This is a genomic window from Pseudomonas sp. WMBT8, from assembly GCF_050916005.1.
Taxonomy (GTDB): Bacteria; Pseudomonadota; Gammaproteobacteria; order Pseudomonadales; family Pseudomonadaceae; genus Aquipseudomonas.
In genome coordinates this window covers 4,388,548-4,409,509 of record NZ_CP188096.1, presented here as the reverse complement: position 1 = coordinate 4,409,509, position 20,962 = coordinate 4,388,548, and the positions used below count along the sequence as shown (strand labels likewise).

The following is a 20,962-nucleotide window of genomic DNA, read 5'->3' as shown; positions in this document are numbered from 1 at the left end:
TTAAGTCATGGCAGAAGCAGTCGTGGATAACGTACCCGCCAAGACAGACGGCAAGCCGCCGCTGTTTGGCCTGTCGTTCCTGGAAAACCTCTCCGAAATGACCATGTTGCGTCAGGTGGGCCTGATGGTCGGCCTGGCTGCCAGCGTGGCGATTGGTTTTGCCGTGGTGTTGTGGTCCCAGCAACCCGATTACCGGCCGCTTTATGGCAGCCTGGCGGGGATGGACGCCAAGCAGGTCATGGAAACCCTGGCCGCCTCCGATATCGCCTACACCATCGAACCCAACTCTGGCGCCTTGCTGGTCAAGGCCGACGACGTCGCCCGTGCCCGCCTGAAGCTGGCCGGCGCGGGTGTGGCGCCGACCGATGGCAACATCGGCTTTGAGATTCTCGATAAAGACCAGGGCCTGGGTACCAGCCAGTTCATGGAAGCCACCCGCTACCGTCGCGGCCTGGAAGGCGAACTGGCGCGCACCATCGCCAGCCTGAATAACGTCAAGGGTGCCCGTGTGCACCTGGCCATCCCGAAAAGCTCGGTATTCGTGCGCGACGAGCGCAAGCCCAGCGCCTCGGTATTGGTCGAGCTGTTTGCCGGGCGCTCCCTGGAGCCGGGCCAGGTCCTGGCCATCGTCAATCTGGTGGCGACCAGCGTGCCCGAGTTGAGCAAGTCGCAGATCACCGTGGTCGACCAGAAGGGCAACCTGCTCTCCGACCAGGCGGAAAACTCCGCGCTGACCATGGCCGGCAAGCAGTTCGACTACAGCCGCCGCATGGAAAGCATGCTCACCCAGCGTGTGCACAACATCTTGCAACCGGTGCTGGGCAACGACCGCTACAAGGCTGAAGTGTCTGCCGACGTGGACTTCAGCGCCGTCGAGTCGACTTCCGAGCAGTTCAACCCCGACCAGCCGGCCCTGCGCAGCGAGCAATCGACCAGCGAGCAGCGCACCGCCGCCAATGGTCCGCCGCAAGGTGTACCCGGCGCCCTGAGCAATCAGCCGCCAGCCCCGGCCAGTGCCCCGCAAACCACCGGTGGCGCCGCCGCGACCGCCAGTGCCGTGCAGCCGGGCCAGCCACTGCTGGACGCCAACGGCCAGCAAATCATGGACCCGGCCACCGGCCAGCCGATGCTCGCGCCATACCCGGCCGACAAGCGCCAGCAGTCCACCAAGAACTTCGAGCTGGACCGCTCCATCAGCCACACCAAGCAACAGCAAGGGCGCTTGAACCGCCTGTCGGTGTCGGTGGTGGTGGACGACCAGGTCAAGATCAACGCCGCCAACGGCGAAACTACCCGCGCGCCGTGGACCGCCGATGAATTGGCGCGCTTCACCCGCCTGGTGCAGGACGCCGTGGGCTTCGATGCCAGCCGTGGCGACAGCGTCAGCGTGATCAACATGCCGTTCTCCCTGGAGCGCGCTGAGGTGATCGCCGATATTCCGTTCTACTCTCAACCCTGGTTCTGGGACATCGTCAAGCAAGTGCTGGGGGTGTTGTTCATCCTGGTGCTGGTGTTTGGCGTGCTGCGCCCTGTGCTCAACAACATCACCGGCCACGGCAAGAAGCAGTTGGCGCCGTTCGGCGATGTCGAGTTGGGTGGCATGGGCGGCCTGGATGGCGAACTGGCCAACGACCGCGTCAGCCTCGGCGGGCCGCAGAGCATTCTGCTGCCAAGCCCGAGCGAAGGGTATGACGCGCAGTTGAATGCAATCAAAAGTCTGGTGGCAGAAGATCCGGGTCGTGTGGCCCAGGTCGTGAAAGAGTGGATCAACGCAGATGAGTGATAATCGAGCCTCTGTTGCCAAGCTGACCCGGGTCGACAAAGCCGCCGTGCTGTTGCTGTCCCTGGGTGAGACCGACGCGGCCCAAGTGCTGCGCCATATGGGCCCCAAGGAAGTGCAACGGGTCGGCGTAGCCATGGCGCAGATGCGCAATGTGCACCGTGAGCAAGTCGAGCAGGTGATGAGCGAGTTCGTCGAGATCGTCGGCGACCAGACCAGCCTGGGCGTCGGCTCCGACAGCTATATCCGCAAGATGCTCACCTCGGCCCTGGGCGAAGACAAGGCCAACGGCCTGATCGACCGCATCCTGCTGGGCGGCAACACCAGTGGCCTGGACAGCCTCAAGTGGATGGAGCCGCGGGCGGTGGCGGACGTGATCCGTTACGAGCACCCGCAGATCCAGGCGATTGTCGTGGCTTACCTGGACCCGGACCAGGCCGGCGAAGTACTCGGCCATTTCGACCACAAGGTGCGCCTGGACATCATCCTGCGCGTCTCGTCGTTGAATACCGTGCAACCGGCGGCCTTGAAAGAACTGAACACGATCCTGGAGAAGCAGTTCTCCGGCAACTCCAACGCGGCCCGCACCACCCTGGGTGGTATCAAGCGCGCGGCCGACATCATGAACTTCCTCGACAGTTCGGTGGAAGGCCAGTTGATGGACTCGATCCGCGAGATCGACGACACCCTGTCGGTGCAGATCGAAGACCTGATGTTTGTGTTCAACAACCTGTCCGATGTCGACGACCGTGGCATCCAGGCGTTGCTGCGCGAAGTGTCCTCCGATGTGCTGGTGCTGGCCCTCAAGGGTTCGGACGAGGGCGTCAAGGAAAAGATCTTCAAGAACATGTCCAAGCGTGCCTCCGAACTGTTGCGCGACGACCTCGAAGCCAAGGGCCCGGTGCGCGTCAGCGACGTGGAAACCGCGCAGAAAGAAATCCTCACCATTGCCCGCCGTATGGCCGAAGCCGGAGAAATCGTTCTCGGCGGGAAGGGCGGCGAAGAAATGATCTAAGGCCCAGCGCATGTCGAACAATGATGAGACGCCCAGCGATCTGATTCGCGCCCGGGACGTCGGCGGGTTCGACGTCTGGTCGCTGCCCAGCTTCGACCCGCACAAGCCTGAGCCCGAGCCTGAGCCGGTGGAAGAAGTGCCGGTGGAAATGGAAGAAGTGCCCCTGGACGAAGTCCAGCCACTGACCCTCGAAGAGCTCGAAAGCATCCGCCAGGAGGCTTACAACGAAGGCTTTGCCACTGGCGAGAAAGAAGGTTTCCACAGCACCACCCTCAAGGTCCGCCAGGAAGCTGACGCGGCCCTCAGTGTGAAACTGGCCAGCCTGGAGCGCCTGATGGGCAGCCTGTTTGCGCCGATTGCCGAGCAGGACTCGCAATTGGAAAAAGCCATGGTGAGCCTGGTGGAGCACATCACTCGCCAGGTTATCCAGCGTGAACTGGCGCTGGACTCCAGCCAGATTGAAAGCGTGATGCGCGAAGCCCTCAAGCTGCTGCCCCTGGGCGTCGGCAACGTGCGGCTGTACATCAACCCGCAGGATTTCGAGCAGGTCAAAGCCCTGCGCGAGCGTCATGAGGAAACCTGGCGGATTGTCGAGGATGCCGCGTTGCAGCCCGGTGGTTGCCGGGTCGAGACCGAGCACAGCCGGATCGATGCTACGGTCGAGACGCGCATCACGCAGATCATGGCCAAGCTGTTCGACCAGTTGCACGAACAGGCCCTGCACCCAGCGGCGCCCGACCTGAGCACCGACCTGGACGCGCCTGATGCGCCTTGACCGCACCAGCTTCGCCAAGCGCCTGGGCGGTTATATCGAAGCCACCGAGTTGCCCGGCCAGCCGATCCTTGAAGGCCGCCTGCTGCGCATGGTCGGCCTGACCCTCGAAGCCGAAGGCCTGCGCGCCGCCATGGGCAGCCGCTGCCTGGTGATCAACGATGACAGTTACCACCCGGTACAGGTGGAAGCGGAAGTCATGGGCTTTTCCGGCAACAAGATTTTCCTGATGCCAGTCGGCAGCCTCGCCGGCATCGCGCCGGGCGCGCGGGTCGTGCCGCTGGCCGATACCGGGCGCCTGCCGATGGGCATGAGCATGCTCGGGCGGGTACTCGACGGCGCCGGCCGTGCGCTGGACGGCAAGGGCGGGATGAAGGCCGAAGACTGGGTGCCGATGGACGGCCCGACCATCAACCCGCTCAAGCGCAACCCCATCAGCCAGCCGCTGGACGTGGGCATTCGCTGTATCAACGGTTTATTGACGGTCGGTCGCGGCCAGCGCCTGGGCCTGTTCGCCGGTACCGGCGTGGGCAAGAGTGTGCTGCTGGGCATGATGACGCGCTTTACCGAGGCCGACATCATCGTGGTCGGGTTGATCGGCGAGCGGGGCCGTGAGGTGAAGGAGTTCATCGAGCATATCCTCGGTGAAGAAGGCCTCAAGCGCTCGGTGGTGGTGGCGTCCCCGGCGGACGACGCGCCGCTGATGCGTCTGCGCGCGGCCATGTACTGCACGCGGATTGCCGAATATTTTCGCGACAAGGGCAAGAATGTCCTGTTGCTGATGGACTCGCTCACGCGTTTCGCCCAGGCCCAGCGGGAAATCGCCCTGGCCATTGGCGAGCCGCCGGCGACCAAGGGTTATCCGCCGTCCGTGTTCGCCAAGCTGCCCAAGCTGGTGGAGCGGGCGGGGAATGCCGAGGCCGGTGGCGGCTCGATCACGGCGTTCTACACCGTGTTGTCCGAAGGCGATGACCAGCAGGACCCGATTGCCGACTCGGCGCGGGGCGTGCTCGACGGGCACATCGTGCTGTCGCGGCGCCTGGCCGAGGAAGGGCATTACCCGGCCATCGATATCGAGGCCTCCATCAGCCGGGTCATGCCGTCGGTGGTTAGCGCCGAGCATATGACCCGCGCCCAGCAGTTCAAGCAGTTGTGGTCGCGCTACCAGCAGAGTCGCGACCTGATCAGCGTCGGCGCCTATGTGGCCGGCGGCGACCGCGAGACCGACCTGGCGATTGCCCTGCAGCCGCAACTGGTGACCTACCTGCGCCAGGGCCTGAACGACAACATCAGCATGGCCGAAAGCGAAGCGCACCTGGCCTCGGTGTTCGCGCCTGCGCCTGGCGGTTAACCGGCCATGGCAACCAGTCGCGCCGCGCGCCTTGCTCCCGTGGTGGAGATGGCCGAAAGCGCCGAACGCACCGCCGCCCAGCGCCTGGGGCATTTCCAGGGCCAGGTACGCCTGGCCGAGAGCAAACTGGGCGACCTGGAGCGCTTTCGGGGCGAATACCAGCAGCAGTGGATCGATCGCGGCAGCAAGGGGGTTTCCGGGCAGTGGCTGATGAACTACCAGCACTTTCTCAACCAGCTGGAAAGCGCCGTCGGCCAGCAGCGCCAGAGCCTGGCCTGGCACCAGAACAACCTGGACAAGGCCCGCGAAGGCTGGCAACAGGCCTACGCCCGGGTCGAAGGCCTGCGCAAGCTGGTGCAGCGCTACATCGACGAAGCACGGGCGCTGGAGGACAAGCGCGAGCAGAAGTTGCTCGATGAACTGTCCCAGCGCCTGCCGCGTCAGGATCAATACTAGCCACGCCGGCAGGCAAAAATTGCGATAGCTATGAGTATTTACACAACCCCAGGAACCATCAAAGAGTTGTGTAGAGGCTCATGCTGCGCTAGCGGTGGGTCAGTCGCTCATTTGTTTCTGATAAACCGCTATCCAGGGCTTGCCCTAATGCCCGTCAGTCAAGCCCGCTCCCACACTTGATCTGTGGTGGTGCCAACATTCTCTGCCCCAGTGAGATCCCCTGTGGGAGCGGGCTTGCCCGCGAAAGCGGCAGTCCAGTCACTACTTCTGGCACCTGATCCACCGCCACCGCAGGCAAGCCACACACATTTGATCTTCACTGCGTTGAGCATTGCGTTCGCTTGACTGATCAGCATCAGGCCAAGCCCGCACCACCCAAGCGCGCCACCCATTTGATTGTGTTTGTTGCCCACTCTGCGATCACCTGCTAAACCTTGTTGCACCTACCCACGACAAGGAAGCAGTCGTATGTCAGTCGCGTCAGAAGTGTCCCTGGATGGGAAGGAGTTGACGATCGCAATCAAGGGCCGGTTCGATTTCGGCAGTCACCAGGCCTTTCGTGATGCCTATGAGCGGTTCTACAAGGTCCCCCAGACCTACATCGTGGACTTGAAAGAGGCCACCTATCTCGACAGTTCGGCCCTGGGCATGCTCCTGTTGCTGCGCGATCATGCGGGTAACGCGGCAGATGTGCGTGTGATCAACAGCAACTCTGACGTGCGCAAGATCCTCGCGATCTCCAACTTCGACAAACTGTTTGCTATCAGTTGAGCGCCCAGGCTCCCGAAACCCTGACCGTGCTGATCGCTGAAGACAGCGCTACCGATCTTTTGTTGCTCTCGACCATCGTGCGCGGCCAGGGCCATCAAGTGCTCACCGCCAGTGACGGCGCGCAAGCGGTGCAGGTATTTGCCCGCGAGCGCCCGCAGTTGGTGTTGATGGATGCCTTGATGCCGGTGATGGATGGCTTCGAGGCGGCCCGGCAGATCAAGCAGTTGGCCGGCGAGGCGCTGGTGCCGATCATCTTCCTCACGTCCCTGCGTGAGAGTGAAGCCCTGGCACGCTGCCTGGATGCCGGCGGCGATGACTTCCTGGCCAAACCCTACAACCGGATCATCCTGGCGGCGAAGATCAATGCCATGGACCGCCTGCGCCGGTTGCAGGCCACCGTACTTGAGCAGCGCGACCAGATCGCCCGGCACCATGACTACCTGCTGCATGAGCAGCGGGTGGCCAAGGCGGTGTTCGACAATGTCGCCCACTCCGGCTGCCTGAATGCCGCGCGCAACATCCGTTACCTGCAATCGCCCTATGCGCTGTTCAATGGCGACCTGCTGCTGGCGGCCTACACGCCGTCGGGCGATATGCATGTGTTGCTGGGCGATTTCACTGGCCATGGCTTGCCGGCCGCCGTCGGCGCGATGCCCCTGGCCGAGGTGTTCTATGGCATGACCGCCAAGGGCTACGGCCTGGCGCAGACCCTGCGGGAGATGAACGCCAAGCTTAAGCGCATCCTGCCGGTGGACATGTTCTGCTGCGCCACGCTGCTGTGCCTCAGTGTGCAGCGGCGGGTGGTGGAGGTGTGGAACGGCGGCATGCCCGATGGCTATGTGCATGACGTGGCCACGGGGCGCCGAACGCCGCTGGTGTCGCGGCATTTGCCGCTGGGCGTGCTGGCCCCCGAGGCCTTTGATGACCGCACCGAGGTCTGGCCGATGGCCTTGGGCGACCGGGTGTTCCTGCTGTCTGATGGCGTGATCGATACTGCTGATGCCAACGAGCAATTGTTTGGGGTGGAGCGCTTGCAGCAGGTGTTTTCTGCCAACCGCGAGCCCGAGCGCCTGTTTGTCGAGATCGAGCAGGCGCTGGCCGCGTTCCGTGGCCAGGTGCGGGACGATATCAGCATGGTCGAGATCCGTTTGCTGGCCGAGCAGCCCCTGTACCCGGCGACCCTGCTGTACACCGACAGCGGGCAGTCGTGCCCGCTGGACTGGTCGGTGAGTTTCGAGTTTCGGGCCGAGACCCTCAAGCGTTACAACCCGTTGCCGTACCTGTTGCAGTTACTCCTGGAAATCCACGGCCTGCGCGGCCAGAGCGGGGCGCTGTACAGCGTGATGGCCGAGCTGTACTCCAATGCCCTGGAACATGGTGTGCTGGGCCTGGACTCCCAGCTCAAGCGCGATGTGCAAGGCTTTGCCCGCTATTATCGCCAGCGCAACGAGCGGCTCGACCAGTTGAGCAGTGGCTACGTGCGTGTGCACCTGGACGTGGTGCCGACCGAGGCGGGCGGGAGCCTGAGCCTGCGTATCGAAGACAGCGGCCCGGGCTTTGATGTGGAAAAAGTCCTGGCGCGACCGCTGGATGTCGACCGCCTGTCCGGGCGCGGGCTGAGCCTGGTGCGGCAACTGAGCAGCAATGTACGCTGGGCGGATGGCGGGCGCAGTGTGTGCGTGGAGTTTTGCTGGGTGGCTCTGGCATAATCCGCCGATTCTTGATCAAGGAGCGAACAAGTGACGCACAAACATATGGACCGTGAAGTGTTGGTGGGTTTGCAGGAAGTGATGGAGGGCGACTATCCCCATTTGCTCGACACCTTCCTCGATGACTCGCAAAAACGTGTCGAAGCCTTGCGCAAGGCCCGCGATGACGCCAAGGCGCTGGGGCGCATAGCCCACAGCTTCAAAGGCAGCAGCGGCAACCTCGGTGCGGTGCGCCTGGCGCGCCTGTGCCAGCGCCTGGAGGTCGAGTCGGCCAAGAATGAGATTAGCGACCTGGGCAATCTGGTCGACCAGATTGATCACGAGTTCGCGTTGGTCAAGCCGCTGTACGAGTCGGAGCGCCAGCGCTTCTAGGGTTGGCGGGGCTGGTTGGAAAAGCTGGCCCGACTTTTGCTCTCTATCTTCTGCCTGCGCCCTCGACCCTGCGCAGCGGAGACCTGACTTATGCCTCTAGCCCCCAACTCGCTCCTGCAGGCCGCTCCCGCGGTCAAGCCGCAGGCTTCCCCCGCCAATGCGCAGGCAACGGCCGCGGACGCGCGGGCCAAAGCGCCAGGCTTTGCACAGGTGTTCGCCAAGGAGTCCAAGGCGCCACCCGCCAAGGCTGTGGATATGGCGCCCAAGCCCAGCCGCGACAAGCCGACCGACACCAGCGCGAAGAAGGATGTCGGCAACGACAAGCCTGCCGCTGGCACTCCAGCCGTTGCCGATAGCGGCAAGACTTTGCCTGCCACGCCGCCCGCCAAGGCGGACGCGCCAGCCAGCAGCGATGACGATAAAAATACCGACAAGGACCTGGCGCAAGCCCAGCCGCCAGCGGTCGATGGGGTGGTCGATCCGGCCTTGATCGCGGCCGTGGCACCCGCACCGGTAGCGGTTCAGGCCGCCGTGGTGGAGGAAGTCGCCACGCCGCTGCTGACCACGCCGCCGGTCACTGAAGAAGTTGCACCTGCCTTCGACCCGGAAGCCGACCCGCTGGACTCATTGCCGGCCGTGCGCCTGGCGATGGAGCAGGGCGGTCATGTGTCCGCCAGCAGCCAGGCTACGCAAAAGAACCTGCCAACCCAGGCCGAACCTACCGCCGCGCAGAACTTCAGCAACGGCCTGGCGGCCATGGTCGACCAGCAGGCGGCCAAGGACAGCACCGACCAGGGTGGCGAAAAGGCCTTCAGCGGCCTGCTCGAAGACGGCCTCAAGGACTTGAAGGGCGCGAGCAGCGACACCCGCGTCGATGACTTCGCCAATCGCCTGGCCGCCCTGACCCAGGCTGCCACGCCCAAGACCGCCAACGCCTTGCCACTGAATAACCAGCCACTGGCCATGCACCAGGGCGGCTGGACCGAGGAAGTGGTGAACCGGGTCATGTACCTGTCCAGCGCCAACCTCAAGTCTGCCGATATCCAATTGCAGCCTGCCGAGCTGGGGCGCCTGGATATCCGCGTGAACATGACGGCCGACCAGCAGGCCCAGGTGAACTTCATGAGCGGCCATGCCGCCGTGCGTGAGGCCCTGGAAAGCCAGTCCGGGCGCCTGCGGGAGATGTTCGCCCAGCAGGGCATGGGCCAGGTCGACGTGAACGTGTCCGACCAGTCCCGTGGCTGGCAGGGCCAGGGCCAGGAACAACAGCAGAATCAGGCGCGGGGTGTCAGTGGCAGTGGCGGACACAGCGACGGGCATGACACGGGCCTGGCTGGCGAAGTCACCGAAGTGGCGGCACCGATAGCCCAGTCCGTCATCGGCTCCAGCGCCGTGGACTACTACGCCTGACCTGAAACTGGCGTCGATCAAAATGTGGGAGCTGGCTTGCCTGCGATAGCGGTGTGTCAGCGACATAGTTCGTGCCTGATACACCGCTATCGCAGGCAAGCCAGCTCCTACATTGACGCGTTCCCCCTCACCGCAGACAACTCTGGCATAACACTTGCTCTTGCCTTCCCGTGGATCTATGAAACCCCGAATAGTGACGGATTATTGGCATGGCGAAGAGTGACGACGCAGCAACAGCACCTGCAGCAGGCAAGGGCAAGCTCAAGATGATCCTGCTGATTGTCGTGGCCTTGTTACTGGCCATCGGCGTGTCGGTGGGGGCTACCTGGTACTTTATGCACAGTGCCCAGAGCAAGCCGGTACCTGCGGCCGAGACTGCCAGCAACGTCAAGCAACCGGCAATTTTCGAGCAGATGCTCCCGGCCTTTGTCGCCAACTACAACCAGAACGGTCGCCAGCGCTACCTGCAGGTGAGTATTTCCCTGCTGGCGCGCAACCAGGCGGACCTCGATGCGCTCAAGGTGCATATGCCGGTGATCCGCAACAACCTGGTGATGCTGTTCTCCGGGCAGAGTTTCGATAGCCTGGCCACCCCCGTGGGCCAGGAAATGCTGCGCCAGAAGGTCACGGCCAGCGTGCAGGAAGTGGCCCAGAAAGAACTGGGCAAAGTCGTGGTCGAGCAGGCGCTCTTCACTAATTTCGTATTGCAGTAGGATCACGACATGGCCGTGCAAGACCTGCTGTCCCAGGATGAAATCGACGCCCTGTTGCATGGTGTCGACGATGGTCTGGTACAGACCGAAATGGCTGCCGAGCCCGGCAGCGTCAAAAGTTATGACCTGACCAGCCAGGATCGCATCGTCCGTGGACGCATGCCGACCCTGGAGATGATCAACGAGCGTTTTGCCCGCTACACCCGGATCAGCATGTTCAACATGCTGCGCCGCTCGGCGGACGTGGCGGTGGGCGGCGTGCAGGTGATGAAGTTTGGCGAGTACGTGCATTCGCTGTACGTGCCCACCAGCCTGAACCTGGTCAAGATCAAGCCGTTGCGCGGCACCGCCTTGTTCATCCTCGACGCCAAGTTGGTGTTCAAGCTGGTGGACAACTTCTTCGGCGGCGACGGCCGTCACGCCAAGATTGAAGGCCGCGAGTTCACCCCCACCGAGTTGCGCGTCGTGCGCATGGTGCTGGAGCAGGCCTTTATCGACTTGAAGGAAGCCTGGCAGGCGATCATGGAAGTCAATTTCGAGTACATCAACTCGGAAGTGAACCCGGCCATGGCCAACATCGTCGGGCCCAGCGAAGCCATTGTGGTCTCCACCTTCCACATCGAACTCGATGGCGGCGGCGGCGACCTGCACGTGACCATGCCGTACTCGATGATCGAGCCGGTGCGCGAGATGCTCGACGCCGGCTTCCAGTCCGACCTCGACGACCAGGACGAACGCTGGGTCAAGGCCCTGCGCGAAGACCTGCTGGATGTCGATGTGCCGCTGAGTGCCACCGTGGCGCGCCGCCAGTTGCGCCTGCGCGATATTTTGCACATGCAGCCGGGGGATGTGATTCCCGTCGAACTGCCGGACGAATTGATCATGCGCGCCAATGGCGTGCCGTCGTTCAAGGTCAAGCTCGGCTCCCACAAAGGGAACCTGGCGTTGCAAGTGGTTGAGCCGATCAACCGTCGCTGATGCATCCCCTAATTGATGATTTTTGCTGCGCCGAGGACATGTAATGGCTACCGAACACGAAAACACTTCCGCCGAAGACCAGGCCCTGGCTGACGAATGGGCGGCAGCCCTGGAAGAGACCGGCGATGCAGGCCAGGACGATATCGACGCCTTGCTGGCGGCCGACGCCGCCACTGCGCCGGTGGGTAACCGCCTGCCCATGGAAGAGTTTGGCAGCGTGCCGAAGAACCATGAGCCCGTATCGCTCGATGGGCCCAACCTGGACGTGATCCTCGATATCCCGGTGTCGATTTCCATGGAAGTGGGCAGCACCGAAATCAACATCCGCAACCTGTTGCAACTCAACCAGGGTTCGGTGATCGAGCTTGATCGCCTGGCTGGCGAGCCGCTGGATGTGCTGGTCAACGGCACGCTGATCGCCCATGGCGAAGTGGTGGTGGTCAACGAGAAGTTCGGCATCCGCCTGACTGACGTGATCAGCCCCAGCGAACGTATCAAGAAGCTGCGCTGAGATGAGTCGCCGCTTGCTGGGACTGTTGTGGGCGCTGCCGCTGGGCGTCTTCGCGGCTGAACCGGTGGCCCAGGTCGCCGCGCCGGCCGGCGGCGGCAGCGTAACTGGGCAGCTGACTCAGTTGGTGCTCGGCCTGTTGCTGGTGGTGGGATTGATCTTTGCCCTCGCCTGGTTGTTGCGCCGGGTACAGCGCATTGGCCCGGGCCATGCCCAGGTCATTGAGCTGGTGGGGTCGCGGGCCCTGGGGCCGCGTGATCGCCTGGTGCTGGTGCAGGTGGGCGAGGAACAGATCCTGCTCGGCCTCACCCCTGGCCGGATTACCCCGTTGCACGTGCTCAAACATCCGGTGAGCGTGGCCCAGACCGAGGCCGCCACACCGGAGTTCGCCCAGCGCCTGATGGAGCTGATGGGCAAGGACCAGAAGGATAAGAAGTAATGCGCGTTCTATTGGCGCTCATGCTGTTGCTGGCCGCGCCCCTGGCGTTCGGTGCCGACCCGTTGTCGATCCCGGCGATCACCCTGGGCACTAACGCGGCCGGGGCCCAGGAGTATTCGGTCAGTCTGCAGATCCTGCTGATCATGACCGCGCTGAGCTTTATCCCGGCGTTCGTCATGCTGATGACCAGCTTCACCCGGATCATTATCGTGTTCTCGATTCTGCGCCAGGCCCTGGGCCTGCAGCAGACCCCGTCGAACCAGATCCTTACCGGCATGGCGCTGTTTCTGACGCTGTTTATCATGGCGCCGGTGTTCGACAAGGTGAACCAGCAAGCCCTGCAACCCTACCTGGCGGAGAAAATGAGCGCCCAGGATGCGGTGGAAAAGGCCCAGGGCCCGATCAAGGATTTTATGCTGTCGCAGACCCGTTCCAGTGACCTGGAACTGTTTGTACGCCTGTCCAAGCGCACCGATATCGCCAGCCCGGACCAGGCGCCGCTGACGATCCTGGTGCCGGCGTTCGTCACCTCGGAGCTCAAGACCGCGTTCCAGATCGGGTTCATGATCTTTATCCCGTTCCTGATCATCGACCTGGTGGTGGCCAGTGTGCTGATGGCCATGGGTATGATGATGCTGTCGCCGCTGATCATTTCGTTGCCGTTCAAGATCATGCTGTTTGTCCTGGTGGACGGTTGGGCGCTGATTATCGGCACCCTGGCCGGCAGTTTCGGAGGGGTATAGCGCCATGACCCCGGAAGTCGCCGTCGACCTGTTTCGTGAAGCATTGTGGCTGACCACCCTGATGGTCGCCGTGCTGGTGGTGCCCAGCCTGTTGGTGGGTTTGCTGGTGGCGATGTTCCAGGCTGCCACGCAGATCAACGAACAGACCCTGAGCTTCCTCCCGCGCTTGCTGGTGATGCTGGTCACGCTGATCGTGGCCGGCCCCTGGCTGGTGCAGACCTTCATGGAATACATCCTGCAGCTGTACGGCAGTATTCCGCAGTTGATCGGCTGACCTGATGCAGTCCTTGCTGGCATTGACCGACACCCAGATCAGCACCTGGGTGGCCGCGTTCATCCTGCCGCTGTTTCGTGTGGGCGCGTTGCTGATGACCATGCCGGTGATCGGCACGACCCTGGTGCCCAAGCGCGTACGGCTGTTTTTCACGGTGGCGATTACCGTGGTCATCGTGCCGACGCTGCCGGCGATGCCGCCGGTCAACGCCCTGGACCTCAGTGCGCTGCTGCTGATTGCCGAACAGATCCTGATCGGTGCCTTGATGGGCTTCTCCCTGACCCTGTTCTTCCAGGCCTTCGTGATTGCCGGGCAAATCGTCTCGATCCAGATGGGCATGGGCTTCGCGTCCATGGTCGACCCCACCAACGGCGTGTCGGTGGCGGTGATCGGGCAGTTCCTGACCATGCTGGTGACCTTGCTGTTTTTGGCCATGAACGGCCATCTGGTGGCGTTTGAGATTCTCACCGAAAGCTTCACCACCTTGCCGGTGGGCGAGGGGCTGATCGTCAATCACTTCTGGGAAGTGGTCGGCCGCCTCAGTTGGGTGCTGGGCGCGGCGTTGCTGCTGGTACTGCCGGCGATCACCGCGTTGCTGGTGGTCAACATTGCCTTCGGCGTGATGACCCGCGCCGCGCCGCAGTTGAATATCTTCGCCATTGGTTTCCCGCTGACCCTGGTGTTGGGCCTGGGGATTTTCTGGATCGGCCTGGCCGACATTCTCAATCAGTATCAACCGCTGGCCAGTGACGCCTTGCAGTTCTTACGTGATCTGGCACGGGCGCGCTAAGCCATGGCCGAGAGCGAGAGTGGTCAGGACAAGACAGAAGACCCCACGGAGAAACGTAAAAAGGACTCCCGGGAAAAGGGCGAGATTGCCCGCTCCAAAGAGCTCAACACCCTGGCGGTGATGCTCGCCGGTGCCGGTGGCCTGCTGATCTACGGCGGCGGGCTGGCCCAGGACTTGATGGAGATCATGAAGCACAACTTCTCCCTGCCCCGGGATGTGCTGCTGGACCCGCGCGCCATGGGCATCTACCTGCTGCACTCGGGGAAGATCGCGATCCTGGCCGCGCAGCCGGTGCTGATCACCTTGCTCCTGGCGGCGATCATCGGGCCGATTTCCCTGGGTGGCTGGCTGTTTGCGGCCGGCAGCCTGGCGCCTAAATTCAGTCGGATGAACCCCGGTGCGGGGATCAAGCGCATGTTCTCCGCCAAGGCTGTGGTAGAGCTGCTCAAGGCCCTGGCGAAATTTTTTATCATCCTGTTCGTGGCGCTGGTGGTGTTGAAGTCAGACATCGACGACTTGCTGCGCATCGCCCATGAACCGCTGGAGCTGGCGATCATCCACAGCGTGCAGTTGGTGGGCTGGAGCGCATTGTGGATGGCCTGCGGCCTGATCCTGATTGCCGCAGTGGATGCGCCGATCCAGCTGTGGGAAAGCCACAAGAAACTGCTGATGACCAAGCAGGAAGTGCGCGACGAGCACAAGGACCAGGAAGGTCGGCCGGAAGTGAAGCAGCGTATCCGGCAACTGCAACGCGACATGTCCCAGCGCAAGATGATGGCTTCGGTGCCGGATGCCGATGTGGTCATCACCAACCCGACCCACTACGCCGTGGCGCTCAAATACGACGCCGAGAAGGGCGGCGCGCCGCTGTTGCTGGCCAAGGGTAGCGACTTCACTGCCTTGAAAATCCGCGAAATCGCCCAGGCCAACGACATCCTGCTGTTGGAATCGCCGGCGCTGGCGCGTTCGATTTTCTATTCCACCGATCTCGATCACGAGATCCCGGCCGGGTTGTACCTGGCGGTGGCCCAGGTGCTGGCCTATGTCTACCAGATTCGCCAATACCGCGCGGGCAAGGGCAAACGCCCGGATCCGCTCAAGGACTTGCCGATTCCGCCGGATTTGCGGCGCGATTCTTGAGTCTTCTGCTGCCTCTTTCGACGTCATCGCGGGCCAGCCCGGCTCCCACATTTGATCGCATTCCAATGTGGGAGCCAGGCTGGCCCGCGATGGCGTCGGAACAGGTGTTTACCGTTCGTCCAACTCCCTTCCGACCTGTCAACTTTGACAGTAGCCAGCCCCCGTGCAGCGCGCTTTGATAGACCGGGAACAGGCACTGATTTGGGAGAAGGGCAATGGCAACGGGTACGGTGAAGTGGTTTACCGATTCAAAGGGCTTTGGATTCATCACGCAAGACGCTGGAGGAGAGGACCTGTTTGTGCACTTCTCGAGCATTCAAAGCAACGGCTTCAAGTCGCTGGCGGAGGGCCAGAAGGTGGAATATGAAGTTGTAGAGGGTCCGAAAGGCAAGCAGGCATCAAACGTGCGTCCACTCTGATGATCGTTCCCACGCGCCTGCGTGGGAACGATCTCGTCCCTGAAGCAAAAGTTGGAAGGCTTCTTGCAATACCGCCTTCAGGACGCCTCTCGGCGTCAAAAGTTTGCTTCAAGGTGACGAGGAATACCGGTGGATCGCTCTAATATGTTCAACACAGCCCGTGGCACTCTGACGGACCTCTCGCGAGGCAATCTGGGTGTGCCGTTGTTGCTGTTGGTCATGCTGGCAATGATGATGTTGCCGATGCCGCCGTTCCTGCTGGACGTGTTCTTCACCTTCAACATTGCCCTGTCTATCGTCGTGCTGCTGGTTTGCGTGTACGCGCTGCGGCCTTTGGACTTTGCGGTCTTCCCCACCATTTTGCTGGTTGCCACGCTGCTGCGCCTGGCCCTTAACGTGGCCTCCACGCGGGTGGTGATGCTGCACGGCCAGGACGGCCACGCCGCCGCCGGCAAGGTGATCCAGGCCTTCGGCGAGGTGGTGATCGGCGGTAACTACGTGGTCGGTATCGTGGTGTTCGCGATCCTGATGATCATCAACTTCGTGGTGGTGACCAAGGGCGCCGGGCGGATTTCCGAGGTCAGCGCGCGTTTTACCCTCGACGCCATGCCCGGCAAGCAAATGGCGATCGACGCCGACCTCAACGCCGGCCTGATCGACCAGAACCAGGCCAAGGCCCGCCGCTCGGAAGTGGCCCAGGAAGCCGAGTTCTATGGCTCCATGGACGGTGCCAGCAAGTTCGTGCGCGGCGACGCCATTGCCGGCCTGTTGATCCTGTTTATCAACCTGATCGGCGGCATGGCGGTCGGTATCTTCCAGCACGGCATGACCTTTGGCGATGCGGGCAAGGTTTACGCCCTGTTGACCATTGGTGACGGTTTGGTGGCGCAATTGCCATCACTGTTGTTATCGACAGCGGCGGCGATCATGGTCACCCGTGCGTCCGGCTCCGAAGACATGGGCAAGCAGATCAACCGCCAGATGTTCGCCTCACCCAAGGCCCTGGCCGTGGCGGCCGGCATCATGGCGATCATGGGCATTGTGCCGGGCATGCCGCATTTCTCGTTCCTGACCATGGCCGCGCTGGCCGCCGGCGGGGCGTACCTGTTCTGGAAAAAGCAGAACACCATCAAGGTCCAGGCCTTGAAAGAGGTGGAGCGCCAGCAAGACCTGCTGCCGTCGCCGGCCCGCGCCCAGGAAACCAAGGAGTTGGGCTGGGATGACGTGACCCCCATCGACATGATCGGCCTGGAAGTCGGCTACCGCCTGATCCCCCTGGTGGACCGCAACCAGGGCGGCCAGTTGCTGGCGCGGATCAAGGGCGTGCGCAAGAAGCTGTCCCAGGACCTGGGCTTTTTGATGCCCACCGTACATATCCGCGACAACCTCGACCTGGCCCCCAGTGCCTACCGCCTGACGCTGATGGGCGTGACCCTGGCCGAAGCCGAGATCTACCCCGACCGCGAACTGGCGATCAACCCCGGCCAGGTCTTCGGCACCCTCAGCGGCATAACCGCCAAAGATCCGGCTTTTGGCCTGGACGCGGTGTGGATCGAAGTCAGCCAGCGCAGCCAGGCGCAGTCCCTGGGCTACACCGTGGTCGATGCCAGCACGGTGGTGGCGACCCACCTCAACCAGATTCTGTACAAGCACTCCCACGAGCTGATTGGCCACGAAGAAGTCCAGCAACTCATGCAATTGCTGGCCAAGGCCTCGCCAAAGCTGGCCGAAGAGCTGGTGCCGGGGGTGTTGTCGCTGTCGCAACTGCTCAAGGTGCTGCAAGCGCTGTTGGCCGAACAGGTACCGGTGCGGGACATTCGCAGCATTGCCGAGGCTATCGCCAACAATGCCGCCAAGAGTCAAGATACTGCCGCGCTGGTGGCTGCGGTGCGCGTCGGTTTGTCGCGCGCCATCGTCCAAAGCATTGTAGGGCTTGACTCTGAGCTGCCTGTGATCACCTTGGAACCAAGGTTGGAACAAATATTGCTCAATAGTATCCAGAAGGCAGGGCAGGGCCAGGAAGAGGGCGTCCTGCTGGAGCCAAGCATGGCTGAAAAGCTGCAGCGTTCGTTGATTGACGCCGCACAGCGCCAGGAAATGCAGGGCCAACCGGTGATTCTGCTGGTGGCAGGCCCCGTCCGGGCGATGTTGTCGCGGTTTGGACGCCTGGCAGTACCGAATTTGCACGTTTTGGCTTACCAGGAAATTCCTGACAATAAGCAAGTGACTATCGTCGCGACAGTAGGGCCCAACGGCTGAGGTAGTGGGTTATGCAAGTAAAGCGTTTTTTCGCCGCCGATATGCGTCAGGCCATGAAGCTGGTTCGTGATGAACTGGGCGCCGACGCGGCTATTATCGGTAACCGTCGCATTGCCGGCGGTGTCGAGCTGACGGCTGCCCTGGATTACAAACCCCAGGCCTTGGCGCCGCGCGTGCCGAACATGGAACTCGAAGACGAGTTGCGCAAGACCGCCTCGCGTATTGTCTCGGCCCAGGCCGAGCTGAGCATGCGTGGCGACAGCGATGCGACCACCAATCGCCAATTGTTTGCCGGCCTGCCGCTGACGGCGGCCGAGCCACTCGTCGAACCGACTTTTGTCGAGCCGCCACGTCCCGCCGCGCCAGCACCGGCCGCTGCGGTCGACCAGCGCGTGTTCGACTCGATGCGTTTTGAACTCAATGGCCTGCGTGAACTGCTGGAAGTGCAGTTGGGCTCGCTGGCCTGGAACCAGTTGCAAGGCAGCAAGCCGCAACAGGCCAACCTCTGGCGCCGCCTGCAACGCATCGGCCTGTCCGGCCCGTTGTCGCGCGACTTGCTGGAACTGACCACCGGCATAGAAGAGCCTCGCCAGGCCTGGCGCATGTTGCTGGCGCACCTGGCGCGGATGATCCAGACCCCGGAAATCGAACCCCTTGAAGAAGGTGGCGTGATTGCCATGGTCGGCCCTGCCGGCATGGGCAAGACCACCACCCTGGCCAAGCTGGCCGCCCGTTATGTCCTCAAGTACGGCGCCCATAACATTGCGCTGGTGAGCATGGACAGCTACCGCATCGGTGCCCAGGAACAGCTCAAGACCCTGGGCCGGATCCTCAATGTGCCGGTGACCCATGTCGACCCGGGCCAGTCCCTGGCCAACGCCCTCGACCCGCTGCTGCGCAAGCGCGTGGTGCTGATCGATACCGCTGGCCTGCAAGCCAGCGACCCGGCATTGCGCATGCAACTGGAAAGCCTGGCCGGGCGCGGGATCAAGTCGAAAAATTACCTGGTACTTGCAACAACCAGCCAGAAACAGGTTCTGACTGCTGCGTACCACAGCTACAAACGTTGTGGGCTGGCCGGTTGCATCCTGACTAAGCTGGATGAAACCGCAAGCCTGGGCGAAGTGTTGAGCCTTGCCATCAGCCATGAATTACCGGTCGCCTACCTGACCGACGGGCCGCGGATCCCGGATGACTTGCATCTGCCGCGCCGTCATCAGTTGGTCAGCCGCGCGGTCAGTGTGCAAATGCAGGACGAACCCAGTGAAGAGGCGATGGCGGATATGTTCGCCGACCTCTATCACAACCCAGCCAAGCGGGTCGGCTGAACGGCAACATGCAACACAGTGCAATGTACCTACATCGATGGTCTGCTACCGCGGCCACCCTATGTAGCCTGCGGCTAAGCAAGACAAGGTAAAGAAAGAACATGGGCAGCATGCATCCCGTACAGGTGATCGCGGTGACCGGCGGCAAAGGTGGCGTCGGGAAAACTAACGTGTCAGTGAATTTGTCCCTGGCCCTGGCAGAGCTTGGCCGCCGCGTCATGCTGCTGGATGCCGACCTGGGCCTGGCGAACGTTGACGTTCTGCTGGGACTGACGCCCAAACATACCCTGGCCGATGTCATTGAAGGCCGCTGTGAGCTGCGCGACGTGCTGTTGCAGGGGCCTGGGGGGATTCGCATCGTCCCGGCCGCCTCCGGCACCCAGAGCATGGTGCATCTGAGCCCGGCGCAGCACGCCGGCCTGATCCAGGCCTTCAGTGATATCGGCGACAACCTCGACGTGCTGGTGATCGACACTGCCGCCGGGATCGGCGAGTCCGTGGTCAGCTTCGTGCGCGCCGCGCAAGAAGTATTGCTGGTGGTCTGCGACGAACCCACCTCGATCACCGACGCCTACGCCCTGATCAAACTGCTCAACCGCGACTACGGCATGAACCGCTTCCGCGTGCTTGCCAACATGGCCCAGAGCCCGCAAGAAGGGCGCAACCTGTTCGCCAAGTTGACCAAGGTCACGGATCGCTTCCTCGATGTCGCCTTACAATACGTCGGCGCAGTTCCCTATGACGAGTGTGTGCGCAAGGCTGTGCAAAAGCAGCGTGCAGTCTATGAAGCGTTCCCTCGTTCGAAATGCGCGTTGGCGTTCAAGGCAATTGCTCAGAAGGTCGATACCTGGCCACTGCCCGCCAATCCCCGGGGGCATCTGGAGTTTTTCGTCGAGCGATTGGTGCATCAGACGAGTGCGGGACCGGTGCTATGACAGCCAGCGGCTACAACCTTTACAAAAAATCAGCGCGTGACAGCCAGGGCGAATTGATCGAGCGCTATGCGCCCCTGGTCAAGCGCATTGCCTACCACCTGCTGGCACGCCTGCCCGCCAGTGTCCAGGTCGAAGACCTGATCCAGGCGGGGATGATCGGCCTGCTCGAAGTGTCGACCAAGTACGACGCGAGCAAGGGTGCGAGTTTCGAGACGTATGCGGGTATCCGTATCCGTGGCGCGATGCTCGATGAAGTGCGTAAAGGTGATTGGGCGCCGCGTTCGGTCCACCGCAATACCCGGATGGTGAGTGACGCAATTCGCTCAATTGAAGCAAAAACCGGTCGCGACGCTAAAGATCACGAAGTTGCGGCCGAACTCCAATTGAGTCTCGACGATTACTACGGGATTTTGAACGATACCTTGGGCAGCCGCCTGTTCAGTTTCGACGACCTGCTGCAGGACGGCGAACATGAAGGGCTGCACGAGGATGGCGCGAGCGCTCACCAGGAGCCTTCACGCGACCTGGAAGATGAACGCTTCCAGGGCGCCCTGGCAGAGGCGATTGCCAATCTGCCGGAACGTGAGCGGCTGGTGTTGGCGCTGTACTACGACGAAGAGCTGAACCTCAAGGAAATCGGTGAGGTCCTGGGGGTCAGCGAATCGCGGGTCAGCCAGCTACATAGCCAATGCGCGGCCCGCTTGCGGGGGCGTTTGGGAGAGTGGCGAGCGCGCTGACAGGCAGTGTGGGGACAGTGCGAACGATAACCGCCACGGCGCAAGCCCGGCGGGAGCGGCCCG

Annotated in this window: 22 protein-coding genes; all 22 read left to right on the top strand. The window is 62.4% G+C overall.

The features are described from left to right. Positions 1 to 7: 7 nt before the first annotated feature. The 22 genes from fliF to fliA all read left to right on the top strand — a co-directional run bounded on the left by fliF (position 8) and on the right by fliA (position 20,899). A complete protein-coding gene (gene fliF, locus ACO77H_RS19915; RefSeq protein WP_432754479.1) occupies positions 8 to 1,783 on the top strand; it encodes a flagellar basal-body MS-ring/collar protein FliF in 1,776 nt (591 codons plus the stop codon). Continuing rightward, on the top strand, positions 1,776 to 2,795 hold the full coding sequence (fliG, locus tag ACO77H_RS19910) for a flagellar motor switch protein FliG (RefSeq protein ID WP_029292514.1): 1,020 nt from the start codon (positions 1,776 to 1,778) through the stop codon (positions 2,793 to 2,795). Before fliF ends, fliG begins: the two co-directional genes overlap by 8 nt. A gap of 10 nt (positions 2,796 to 2,805) precedes the next feature. Then, positions 2,806 to 3,570 carry a flagellar assembly protein FliH gene (gene fliH / locus ACO77H_RS19905; protein ID WP_432754478.1) on the top strand — a complete coding sequence of 255 codons (765 nt, stop codon included), beginning with the start codon at positions 2,806 to 2,808 and terminating at the stop codon, positions 3,568 to 3,570. Next, positions 3,560 to 4,918, top strand: coding sequence for a flagellar protein export ATPase FliI (gene fliI, locus ACO77H_RS19900; RefSeq protein WP_169955926.1), 1,359 nt, complete (start codon positions 3,560 to 3,562; stop codon positions 4,916 to 4,918). Before fliH ends, fliI begins: the two co-directional genes overlap by 11 nt. A gap of 6 nt (positions 4,919 to 4,924) precedes the next feature. Further along, complete coding sequence (fliJ, locus tag ACO77H_RS19895) at positions 4,925 to 5,374, top strand: flagellar export protein FliJ (protein ID WP_057444567.1); 450 nt, start codon at positions 4,925 to 4,927, stop codon at positions 5,372 to 5,374. A 468-nt stretch (positions 5,375 to 5,842) separates the two neighbouring features. Then, positions 5,843 to 6,145, top strand: coding sequence for an STAS domain-containing protein (locus ACO77H_RS19890; protein WP_169955928.1), 303 nt, complete (start codon positions 5,843 to 5,845; stop codon positions 6,143 to 6,145). Continuing rightward, positions 6,142 to 7,854 (top strand): ATP-binding SpoIIE family protein phosphatase, encoded by a 1,713-nt coding sequence (locus ACO77H_RS19885; RefSeq protein WP_432754477.1) that lies wholly within the window; start codon positions 6,142 to 6,144, stop codon positions 7,852 to 7,854. The genes ACO77H_RS19890 and ACO77H_RS19885 overlap by 4 nt, the downstream gene beginning before the upstream one ends. Positions 7,855 to 7,899: 45 nt before the next feature. Further along, positions 7,900 to 8,226: an Hpt domain-containing protein gene (locus tag ACO77H_RS19880; protein ID WP_178121103.1), complete on the top strand. Its 327-nt coding sequence runs from the start codon at positions 7,900 to 7,902 to the stop codon at positions 8,224 to 8,226. A gap of 90 nt (positions 8,227 to 8,316) precedes the next feature. Then, complete coding sequence (locus tag ACO77H_RS19875; RefSeq protein ID WP_432754476.1) at positions 8,317 to 9,636, top strand: flagellar hook-length control protein FliK; 1,320 nt, start codon at positions 8,317 to 8,319, stop codon at positions 9,634 to 9,636. A gap of 209 nt (positions 9,637 to 9,845) precedes the next feature. Continuing rightward, positions 9,846 to 10,349, top strand: coding sequence for a flagellar basal body-associated protein FliL (gene fliL / locus ACO77H_RS19870; protein WP_169955936.1), 504 nt, complete (start codon positions 9,846 to 9,848; stop codon positions 10,347 to 10,349). A 9-nt stretch (positions 10,350 to 10,358) separates the two neighbouring features. Further along, positions 10,359 to 11,327, top strand: coding sequence for a flagellar motor switch protein FliM (gene fliM / locus ACO77H_RS19865; RefSeq protein WP_029292532.1), 969 nt, complete (start codon positions 10,359 to 10,361; stop codon positions 11,325 to 11,327). Between the two features lie 43 nt (positions 11,328 to 11,370). Then, positions 11,371 to 11,838, top strand: a complete 468-nt coding sequence (gene fliN, locus ACO77H_RS19860; protein ID WP_029292534.1) for a flagellar motor switch protein FliN — start codon at positions 11,371 to 11,373, stop codon at positions 11,836 to 11,838. Between the two features lies 1 nt (position 11,839). Continuing rightward, positions 11,840 to 12,274, top strand: a complete 435-nt coding sequence (fliO, locus tag ACO77H_RS19855) for a flagellar biosynthetic protein FliO (RefSeq protein WP_169955938.1) — start codon at positions 11,840 to 11,842, stop codon at positions 12,272 to 12,274. Beyond that, complete coding sequence (gene fliP / locus ACO77H_RS19850; protein WP_170042619.1) at positions 12,274 to 13,017, top strand: flagellar type III secretion system pore protein FliP; 744 nt, start codon at positions 12,274 to 12,276, stop codon at positions 13,015 to 13,017. Before fliO ends, fliP begins: the two co-directional genes overlap by 1 nt. Before the next feature lie 4 nt (positions 13,018 to 13,021). Continuing rightward, entirely contained in the window at positions 13,022 to 13,291 is a 270-nt protein-coding gene (fliQ, locus tag ACO77H_RS19845) for a flagellar biosynthesis protein FliQ (RefSeq protein ID WP_003192936.1), read from the top strand. A gap of 4 nt (positions 13,292 to 13,295) precedes the next feature. Further along, positions 13,296 to 14,081 carry a flagellar biosynthetic protein FliR gene (gene fliR / locus ACO77H_RS19840; RefSeq protein WP_038446990.1) on the top strand — a complete coding sequence of 262 codons (786 nt, stop codon included), beginning with the start codon at positions 13,296 to 13,298 and terminating at the stop codon, positions 14,079 to 14,081. A gap of 3 nt (positions 14,082 to 14,084) precedes the next feature. After that, entirely contained in the window at positions 14,085 to 15,221 is a 1,137-nt protein-coding gene (gene flhB / locus ACO77H_RS19835; protein WP_169955940.1) for a flagellar biosynthesis protein FlhB, read from the top strand. Between the two features lie 215 nt (positions 15,222 to 15,436). After that, the gene (locus ACO77H_RS19830; protein WP_169955942.1) at positions 15,437 to 15,640 is read left to right on the top strand and encodes a cold-shock protein; all 204 of its coding nucleotides are present in this window, start codon (positions 15,437 to 15,439) and stop codon (positions 15,638 to 15,640) included. Positions 15,641 to 15,784: 144 nt separating this feature from the next. Further along, complete coding sequence (gene flhA / locus ACO77H_RS19825; RefSeq protein ID WP_169955943.1) at positions 15,785 to 17,899, top strand: flagellar biosynthesis protein FlhA; 2,115 nt, start codon at positions 15,785 to 15,787, stop codon at positions 17,897 to 17,899. Positions 17,900 to 17,910: 11 nt separating this feature from the next. Then, on the top strand, positions 17,911 to 19,227 hold the full coding sequence (flhF, locus tag ACO77H_RS19820; protein WP_029292553.1) for a flagellar biosynthesis protein FlhF: 1,317 nt from the start codon (positions 17,911 to 17,913) through the stop codon (positions 19,225 to 19,227). 101 nt (positions 19,228 to 19,328) lie between these two features. Next, positions 19,329 to 20,162, top strand: coding sequence for a flagellar synthesis regulator FleN (gene fleN, locus ACO77H_RS19815; RefSeq protein ID WP_003192912.1), 834 nt, complete (start codon positions 19,329 to 19,331; stop codon positions 20,160 to 20,162). Next, positions 20,159 to 20,899, top strand: a complete 741-nt coding sequence (gene fliA, locus ACO77H_RS19810) for an RNA polymerase sigma factor FliA (protein ID WP_029292560.1) — start codon at positions 20,159 to 20,161, stop codon at positions 20,897 to 20,899. Before fleN ends, fliA begins: the two co-directional genes overlap by 4 nt. Positions 20,900 to 20,962: the final 63 nt, after the last annotated feature.

Coding starts and splice junctions, on each gene's coding strand:
- fliO (WP_169955938.1), top strand. CDS start 11,840: ATGAGTCGCCGCTTGCTGGGACTGTTGTGGGCGCTGCCGCTGGGCGTC.
- ACO77H_RS19830 (WP_169955942.1), top strand. CDS start 15,437: ATGGCAACGGGTACGGTGAAGTGGTTTACCGATTCAAAGGGCTTTGGA.
- fliH (WP_432754478.1), top strand. CDS start 2,806: ATGTCGAACAATGATGAGACGCCCAGCGATCTGATTCGCGCCCGGGAC.
- fliF (WP_432754479.1), top strand. CDS start 8: ATGGCAGAAGCAGTCGTGGATAACGTACCCGCCAAGACAGACGGCAAG.
- ACO77H_RS19880 (WP_178121103.1), top strand. CDS start 7,900: ATGGACCGTGAAGTGTTGGTGGGTTTGCAGGAAGTGATGGAGGGCGAC.
- flhF (WP_029292553.1), top strand. CDS start 17,911: ATGCAAGTAAAGCGTTTTTTCGCCGCCGATATGCGTCAGGCCATGAAG.
- fliR (WP_038446990.1), top strand. CDS start 13,296: ATGCAGTCCTTGCTGGCATTGACCGACACCCAGATCAGCACCTGGGTG.
- fliI (WP_169955926.1), top strand. CDS start 3,560: ATGCGCCTTGACCGCACCAGCTTCGCCAAGCGCCTGGGCGGTTATATC.
- fliP (WP_170042619.1), top strand. CDS start 12,274: ATGCGCGTTCTATTGGCGCTCATGCTGTTGCTGGCCGCGCCCCTGGCG.
- flhA (WP_169955943.1), top strand. CDS start 15,785: ATGTTCAACACAGCCCGTGGCACTCTGACGGACCTCTCGCGAGGCAAT.
- ACO77H_RS19875 (WP_432754476.1), top strand. CDS start 8,317: ATGCCTCTAGCCCCCAACTCGCTCCTGCAGGCCGCTCCCGCGGTCAAG.
- ACO77H_RS19890 (WP_169955928.1), top strand. CDS start 5,843: ATGTCAGTCGCGTCAGAAGTGTCCCTGGATGGGAAGGAGTTGACGATC.
- fliJ (WP_057444567.1), top strand. CDS start 4,925: ATGGCAACCAGTCGCGCCGCGCGCCTTGCTCCCGTGGTGGAGATGGCC.
- fliM (WP_029292532.1), top strand. CDS start 10,359: ATGGCCGTGCAAGACCTGCTGTCCCAGGATGAAATCGACGCCCTGTTG.
- fliA (WP_029292560.1), top strand. CDS start 20,159: ATGACAGCCAGCGGCTACAACCTTTACAAAAAATCAGCGCGTGACAGC.
- fleN (WP_003192912.1), top strand. CDS start 19,329: ATGGGCAGCATGCATCCCGTACAGGTGATCGCGGTGACCGGCGGCAAA.
- flhB (WP_169955940.1), top strand. CDS start 14,085: ATGGCCGAGAGCGAGAGTGGTCAGGACAAGACAGAAGACCCCACGGAG.
- fliQ (WP_003192936.1), top strand. CDS start 13,022: ATGACCCCGGAAGTCGCCGTCGACCTGTTTCGTGAAGCATTGTGGCTG.
- fliL (WP_169955936.1), top strand. CDS start 9,846: ATGGCGAAGAGTGACGACGCAGCAACAGCACCTGCAGCAGGCAAGGGC.
- fliG (WP_029292514.1), top strand. CDS start 1,776: ATGAGTGATAATCGAGCCTCTGTTGCCAAGCTGACCCGGGTCGACAAA.
- fliN (WP_029292534.1), top strand. CDS start 11,371: ATGGCTACCGAACACGAAAACACTTCCGCCGAAGACCAGGCCCTGGCT.